Source organism: Candidatus Symbiopectobacterium sp. (genome assembly GCF_020054415.1).
In the GTDB taxonomy this organism is placed as follows: domain Bacteria; phylum Pseudomonadota; class Gammaproteobacteria; order Enterobacterales; family Enterobacteriaceae; genus Symbiopectobacterium.
In genome coordinates, this window is record NZ_JAHWCO010000551.1 from 1 (window position 1) to 7,654 (window position 7,654).

The window sequence follows — 7,654 nt, forward strand, 5'->3', positions numbered from 1 at the left end:
TGACGACGGTAACGCTGATGGCCACTTTTGCCATAACCGTGTTTTTCACAGGAGATGTCTGTTCACAAAACGGGCATCTTACATCAACTTTAGCCACTGTATTCCACATCCAAAACCGGACATTTCACACTGCAATCAACACATTGAATACACGACCGTTTAACGCGTAAATGACGAGATTGGACCTGTCTTACTGTGCTTTGACAACTGTCGATGGTACGGCAGCCGTCAGTGATATGACGACAATGACAGAGTACAGCAAGACAGGCTCCAGAAAATTAACTGATTAGAAATAGATAAGGAATACACCATGTCAGAACGTTTGAATAATGACGTGGATCCGATCGAAACTCGCGACTGGCTACAGGCGATCGAATCGGTTATCCGTGAAGAGGGTGTTGAACGTGCACAGTACCTGATCGATCAGGTATTGTCAGAAGCGCGCAAGGGTGGCGTAAACGTAGGGGCAGGCAGTGCCGTTAGCAACTACGTAAACACCATTGCTGTGGAAGACGAACCCGCCTATCCGGGTAACCTGGACCTTGAGCGCCGCATTCGTTCCGCTATTCGTTGGAACGCCATCATGACAGTGTTGCGCGCATCCAAGAAAGATCTGGAACTGGGTGGTCACATGGCGTCCTTCCAGTCTTCCGCGACCCTCTACGAAGTGTGCTTTAACCATTTCTTCCGTGCACGCAGTGCTCAGGATGGCGGTGATCTGGTGTATTTCCAGGGCCATATCTCTCCGGGCATCTATGCACGTGCCTTCTTGGAAGGGCGTCTGACCGAAGATCAGATGAACAACTTCCGTCAGGAAGTACACGGCCAGGGGCTTTCCTCTTATCCGCACCCGAAATTGATGCCGACCTTCTGGCAGTTCCCGACCGTCTCCATGGGGCTGGGTCCAATTGGTGCTATTTATCAGGCTAAATTACTGAAATATTTGGAAAACCGTGGTCTGAAAGACACGTCCAAACAAACCGTTTACGCCTTCCTGGGCGACGGTGAAATGGATGAGCCGGAATCCAAGGGGGCTATCACCATCGCGACCCGCGAGAAACTGGACAACCTGGTCTTCGTTATCAACTGTAACCTGCAACGTCTGGACGGACCGGTTACTGGTAATGGCAAGATTATCAACGAGCTGGAAGGCATCTTCGGTGGTGCTGGCTGGCAAGTGATCAAAGTCATGTGGGGCGAGCGTTGGGACGAACTGCTGCGTAAAGACACCAGCGGTAAACTGGTCCAACTGATGAACGAAACCGTTGACGGTGACTATCAGACGTTCAAATCCAAAAACGGTGCCTACGTGCGTGAGCACTTCTTCGGCAAATACCAGGAAACGGCTGCGCTGGTTGCCGACTGGAGCGACGATCAGATTTGGGCCCTCAACCGCGGTGGTCACGATCCGAAGAAAGTCTTTGCTGCACTGAAAAAAGCGCAAGACACCAAAGGCAAACCGACCGTTATTCTGGCGCACACCATCAAAGGTTATGGTATGGGTGATGCGGCAGAAGGCAAAAACATCGCTCACCAAGTCAAGAAAGTTAACATGGACGGCGTGCGTTACTTCCGCGACCGCTTCAATGTGCCGGTGGCTGATGCTGACATCGAAAAACTGCCGTTCATCACTTTCGACAAAGATTCTGGTGAATACAAATACCTGCATGAGCGCCGTCAGGCTCTGGGTGGTTACCTGCCGTCTCGTCAGCCGAACTTCGACGAGAAACTGGAGCTGCCGACGCTGGAAGATTTCAGCTCTCTGCTGGAAGAGCAAACCAAAGAAATCTCCACCACCATCGCCCTTGTGCGTACCCTGAACGTGATGCTGAAGAACAAGTCGATCAAAGATCGTCTGGTTCCGATCATCGCTGACGAAGCGCGTACCTTCGGTATGGAAGGTCTGTTCCGCCAGATCGGTATCTACAGCCAGAACGGCCAGCAGTACACCCCGCAGGACCGTGAGCAGGTGGCTTACTACAAAGAAGACCTGAAAGGTCAGATCTTGCAGGAAGGCATCAACGAACTGGGTGCAGGCTCATCCTGGCTGGCGGCGGCAACGTCTTACAGCACCAACAACCTGCCGATGATCCCGTTCTACATCTACTACTCCATGTTCGGGTTCCAACGTATTGGCGACCTGTGCTGGGCAGCGGGTGACCAACAGGCGCGCGGCTTCCTGGTCGGCGGTACTTCTGGCCGTACCACGCTGAACGGCGAAGGTTTGCAGCACGAAGATGGTCACAGCCACATTCAGTCGCTGACCATCCCGAACTGTATTTCCTACGATCCGTCCTTCGCTTACGAAGTGGCTGTGATCGTGCAGGACGGTCTGGAGCGCATGTACGGTGAAGCGCAGGAAAACGTCTACTATTACATCACCACGCTGAACGAAAACTACCACATGCCAGCCATGCCGCAAGGCGCGGAAGAAGGTATCCGTAAGGGTATCTACAGACTGGAAACGGTAGCGGGCGCGAAAGGCAAGGTTCAGCTGCTGGGCTCGGGTTCTATCCTGCGTCACGTTCGCGAAGCGGCACAGATTCTGGCCAACGACTACGGCATCGGTTCCGATGTTTACAGCGTGACCTCCTTCACGGAGTTGGCGCGCGATGGTCAAGACTGCGAACGCTGGAACATGCTGCACCCGACCGACGCACCGCGCGTACCGTACATTGCTCAGGTGATGAACGATGCACCGGCTGTTGCGTCCACTGACTACATGAAATTGTTCGCCGAGCAGGTACGTACTTACGTTCCGGCCAGTGATTACCGCGTACTGGGTACTGATGGCTTCGGTCGTTCTGACAGCCGTGAAAACCTGCGTCATCACTTCGAAGTTGACGCTTCCTACGTAGTAGTTGCCGCACTGGGCGAATTGGCTAAACGCGGTGAAGTTGAAGCTTCTGTGGTGGCTGAAGCCATCAAGAAATTCAACATCGATCCTGAAAAAGTTAACCCGCGCTTAGCATAAGAGGGAAAGAGTAATGGCTATCGAAATCAAAGTACCGGATATCGGTGCAGATGAAGTTGAAGTCACCGAGGTGATGGTGAAGGTGGGCGACAAAGTAGAAGCTGAACAGTCGCTGATTACCGTGGAAGGCGACAAAGCCTCCATGGAAGTGCCTTCTCCTCAGGCTGGCGTGGTGAAAGAGATCAAAATAGCTGTCGGCGATAAAGTGGCGACGGGCAAACTGATCGTGGTCTTCGACGCTGAGGGTGCGGCAACTACGGCACCGGCTCCGGCGGAAACCAAAGCAGCTGCCCCTGCGGCAGCCGCCAGCGCGGCGAAAGAAGTGGCCGTGCCGGATATCGGCGGCGACGAAGTTGAAGTCACTGAAGTGATGGTGAAAGTCGGCGACAAAATTGCCGCTGAACAATCTCTGATCACCGTAGAAGGCGACAAAGCCTCTATGGAAGTTCCGGCACCGTTCGCGGGCACTGTGAAAGAGATCAAAGTCAGCACTGGCGACAAAGTGAAAACCGGCTCGCTGATCATGGTATTTGAAGTGGAAGGCGCTGCGCCTGCCGCCAAACAAGAAGCCGCTCCGGCAGCGCAACCGGCGAAAGCCACTGCACCTGCACCTGCACCGGCTGCTGCCAAGGCAGATGCCAAAGGCGAGTTCGCTGAAAACGATGCTTACGTTCACGCAACGCCGGTTATCCGCCGTCTGGCGCGTGAGTTTGGCGTAAACCTGGCGAAAGTGAAGGGCAGCGGCCGTAAAGGTCGTATCCTGCGCGAAGACATCCAGGCTTACGTGAAAGACGCGGTTAAACGCGCTGGATCTGCACCTGCGGCGGGCGCAGCGACCGGTGGTTCTCTGCCGGGTCTGCTGCAGTGGCCGAAAGTGGACTTCAGCAAGTTCGGTGAAGTGGAAGAAGTTGAACTGGGTCGCATCCAGAAGATCTCTGGTGCCAACCTGAGCCGTAACTGGGTGGTTATCCCGCACGTTACGCACTTTGACAAAACCGATATCACCGATCTGGAAGCGTTCCGTAAACAGCAGAACGTCGAAGCGGAAAAACGCAAACTTGATGTGAAGATCACCCCTGTGGTGTTCATCATGAAAGCCGTTGCGACTGCGCTTGAGCAGATGCCGCGTTTCAACAGCTCGCTGTCTGAAGATGCTCAACGTCTGACGCTGAAAAAATACATCAACATCGGTGTTGCCGTTGATACGCCGAATGGTTTGGTGGTTCCGGTGTTTAAAGACGTGAACAAGAAAGGCATCATCGAGCTGTCTCGCGAGCTGATGGCTATCTCCAAGAAAGCCCGTGATGGCAGGCTGACTGCGGGCGAAATGCAGGGTGGCTGCTTCACCATCTCCAGTATTGGTGGCCTTGGTACCACGCATTTCGCACCGATCGTCAACGCGCCGGAAGTGGCTATCCTGGGTGTGTCCAAGTCTGCGATGGAACCGGTCTGGAACGGTAAAGAGTTTACGCCGCGTCTGATGATGCCGATCTCTCTGTCCTTCGACCACCGTGTCATTGACGGTGCTGATGGTGCTCGCTTTATAACCATCATCAACAACACCTTGTCTGACATCCGCCGCCTAGTGATGTAATCGAAAAAGCCGGCCTTACGGTCGGCTTTTTTCTGATAAGCTGTTATTTGCTACAGCTGTCAGTGATTAAGGACAAATCGTTAGTCTCCTGTAGTTTACAAAATTGTTAACAATTTTGTAAACTACAGTGGCAAAAGACACGTCCCGGTGGAAGAGGGCGTTAAGACTCAATAATAATGACGTCACAGACCCGCCGGAAATCAATTAAGAGGTCATGATGAGTACAGAAATTAAAGCTCAGGTAGTGGTACTGGGTGCTGGCCCTGCGGGTTACTCTGCGGCGTTCCGCTGCGCGGACCTAGGGCTGGAAACCGTACTGGTAGAGCGCTACTCCACGCTGGGTGGTGTGTGTCTGAACGTGGGCTGTATCCCTTCTAAAGCGTTGCTGCACGTAGCAAAAGTTATCGAAGAAGCGAAAGCGCTGGCGGAGCACGGTATCGTGTTTGGCGAACCGCAAACCGACATCGACAAGATCCGTCTGTGGAAAGAGAAAGTTATCACCCAGTTGACGGGCGGTCTGGCCGGTATGGCGAAAGGCCGTAAAGTGAAAGTGGTTAACGGTCTGGGTAAATTTACCGGTGCGAATACGCTGGAAGTTGACGGTGCCGAAGGCAAAACCGTGATCAACTTTGATAACGCAATCATCGCCGCAGGTTCTCGTCCGATTCAGCTGCCGTTTATTCCTCATGATGACCCGCGCGTGTGGGATTCCACCGATGCGCTGGAACTGAAAAACGTTCCAGGACGTCTGCTGGTCATGGGCGGCGGTATTATCGGTCTGGAAATGGGCACCGTGTACCATGCGCTGGGCTCTCAGATCGATGTGGTTGAAATGTTCGATCAGGTGATCCCGGCTGCGGATAAAGACATTGTTAAAGTCTTCACCAAGCGCATCAGCAAGAAATTCAACCTGATGCTGGAAACCAAAGTCACGGCGGTAGAAGCCAAAGAAGACGGTATCTACGTTTCGATGGAAGACAAGAAAGCCCCTGCGGAACCGCAGCGTTATGACGCGGTGCTGGTGGCTATCGGCCGTGTGCCGAACGGTAAAAACCTCAATGCCAGTAAAGCAGGCGTGGAAGTTGACGAGCGTGGCTTTATCCATGTTGACAAACAATTGCGCACCAACGTGCCGCACATCTACGCTATCGGCGATATCGTCGGTCAGCCGATGCTGGCGCACAAAGGCGTACATGAAGGTCACGTGGCCGCCGAAGTTATCGCGGGCAAAAAACACTACTTCGATCCGAAAGTGATCCCGTCCATTGCCTATACCGAACCAGAAGTGGCATGGGTTGGTCTGACAGAGAAAGAAGCGAAAGAGAAAGGTATCAGCTTCGAAACGGCGACCTTCCCGTGGGCTGCGTCTGGCCGTGCCATCGCTTCTGACAGCGCGGACGGCATGACCAAGCTGATTTTCGACAAAGAAACGCACCGTGTTATTGGTGGCGCGATTGTCGGCACCAACGGCGGCGAACTGCTGGGTGAAATCGGTCTTGCGATCGAAATGGGCTGTGATGCGGAAGACATCGCGCTGACCATTCACGCTCACCCGACGCTGCACGAATCTGTTGGCCTGGCGGCTGAAGTGTTCGAAGGCAGCATCACCGACCTGCCGAACCCGAAAGCGAAGAAAAAATAAGTTTTCAGGTTTGCAGGCATGAAAATCCGGCGCTGCTTAGACGCCGGATTTTTTTTATCTCTATTTTATCCCCGACAAAAGCTAGCACGCTAACACTTTTCACTTTTCCTGCTATACATCGAAAATCAAAACGGTATTTTAAAATAGTGAAGATTGATGGAGGAAAAGAGATGGCAATCATCAAATGGGCAATCATGGGCACCGGCACCATTGCGAAAAGCTTCGCACAGGGGCTGAACCAGTTAGCGGATGCGGAGCTTTATGCCGTGGGCTCACGTTCTTTGCAACATACAGAACAGTTTGGCGAGCGTTTTCCCGCGCAGAAATACTACGGCAGCTATGAGGCGTTGGTTCGCGATCCCTATATCGACGTGGTATACATCGCCACCCCCAACAGCGCCCATAAAGACAATATCTTGTTATGCCTCAATCACGGTAAATCAGTGCGCTGCGAAAAGCCGTTTACCCTGAATCGTAATGAAACCGCAGAAGTAATCCGTGTCGCGCGCGAAAAAAATCTTTTTCTGATGGAAGGCATGTGGACGCGCTTCTTCCCGGTATACCGACAAGTTCTTGAATGGCTTGATGCCGATGCTATCGGCCCGGTGCGTATGGTCAGCGCCGGTTTCGGTTTTCGCCGTGAAGGGCCATCCGAAGATCGTAAAGTGGGCTTGCATCGCGGCGGTGGCGCCTTAATGGATGTCGGGGTTTATCACATCTCGTTTGCCTCCTGGGTTTTCCGGCAGGTTCCATCCACCATCACCGGCGTTGCCAGCCTGTACGAAACCGGTGTGGATGATCTTTCTGCCATGACGCTGCTCTACCCGGATGGACAAGTGGCGGTGTTGTCCTGCTCGATCAGCACCCCGACGCAAAAAGAAGCGTGGATTATTGGTAATAAGGGGACCATCGTTATTCCCGAATTCTCCAAAGCGACCTCCGCCACGCTGGCGGTGATTGGCGAAGCCCCCGTCACGGTAACCTTGCCGCTTGAAGGTAATGGCTATAATTATCAGGCAGCCGCTGTCATGGTGTGCTTACGCGAAGGAAAAACCGAATGCGAACTGATGCCGCTAGATGAGAGTCTGTCGATTATGGCGCAGATGGATGAACTGCGGCGGCAGTGGGGGATTGTGTTTCCGGTGGAGAGATAACCTTCTCATATTGTGGTGCATGCACGTTTATTTCTTCTATTCGCTTTTACAATTAACTCATAAAAAGAAACGGTGTTTTATTTTAATGGCTATTATCATGCGCATTCCGGTACTCTTCTGGGTCGTGTATTCAATATGTTGATTGCAGCGTGAAATGTCCGGTTTTGGATGTGGAATACAGTGGCTAAAGTTGATGTAAGATGCCCGTTTTGTGAACAGACATCTCCTGTGAAAAAACACGGTTATGGAAAAAGTGGCCATCAGCGTTACCGTCGTCAGTCATGCAAACA

At 52.7% G+C, this 7,654-nt stretch carries 5 protein-coding genes; all 5 read left to right on the top strand.

What is annotated here, in order from left to right:
- Positions 1 to 310 precede the first annotated feature (310 nt).
- On the top strand, positions 311 to 2,974 hold the full coding sequence (aceE, locus tag QZ506_RS16240; RefSeq protein ID WP_291972486.1) for a pyruvate dehydrogenase (acetyl-transferring), homodimeric type: 2,664 nt from the start codon (positions 311 to 313) through the stop codon (positions 2,972 to 2,974).
- A 13-nt stretch (positions 2,975 to 2,987) separates the two neighbouring features.
- The gene (gene aceF, locus QZ506_RS16245; RefSeq protein WP_291972488.1) at positions 2,988 to 4,568 is read left to right on the top strand and encodes a pyruvate dehydrogenase complex dihydrolipoyllysine-residue acetyltransferase; all 1,581 of its coding nucleotides are present in this window, start codon (positions 2,988 to 2,990) and stop codon (positions 4,566 to 4,568) included.
- Positions 4,569 to 4,785: 217 nt separating this feature from the next.
- Positions 4,786 to 6,210, top strand: a complete 1,425-nt coding sequence (gene lpdA, locus QZ506_RS16250) for a dihydrolipoyl dehydrogenase (RefSeq protein WP_291972490.1) — start codon at positions 4,786 to 4,788, stop codon at positions 6,208 to 6,210.
- Between the two features lie 170 nt (positions 6,211 to 6,380).
- Positions 6,381 to 7,364 (top strand): Gfo/Idh/MocA family oxidoreductase, encoded by a 984-nt coding sequence (locus tag QZ506_RS16255; protein ID WP_291972492.1) that lies wholly within the window; start codon positions 6,381 to 6,383, stop codon positions 7,362 to 7,364.
- A gap of 180 nt (positions 7,365 to 7,544) precedes the next feature.
- Positions 7,545 to 7,654 (top strand): IS1 family transposase (locus tag QZ506_RS16260; RefSeq protein ID WP_367272994.1); only part of this gene is annotated, 110 nt, incomplete at its 3' end.

Bases quoted from the DNA above. Each gene is read 5' to 3' on its own strand.
- aceE (WP_291972486.1), top strand. From the start codon at position 311: ATGTCAGAACGTTTGAATAATGACGTGGATCCGATCGAAACTCGCGAC.
- aceF (WP_291972488.1), top strand. From the start codon at position 2,988: ATGGCTATCGAAATCAAAGTACCGGATATCGGTGCAGATGAAGTTGAA.
- lpdA (WP_291972490.1), top strand. From the start codon at position 4,786: ATGAGTACAGAAATTAAAGCTCAGGTAGTGGTACTGGGTGCTGGCCCT.
- QZ506_RS16255 (WP_291972492.1), top strand. From the start codon at position 6,381: ATGGCAATCATCAAATGGGCAATCATGGGCACCGGCACCATTGCGAAA.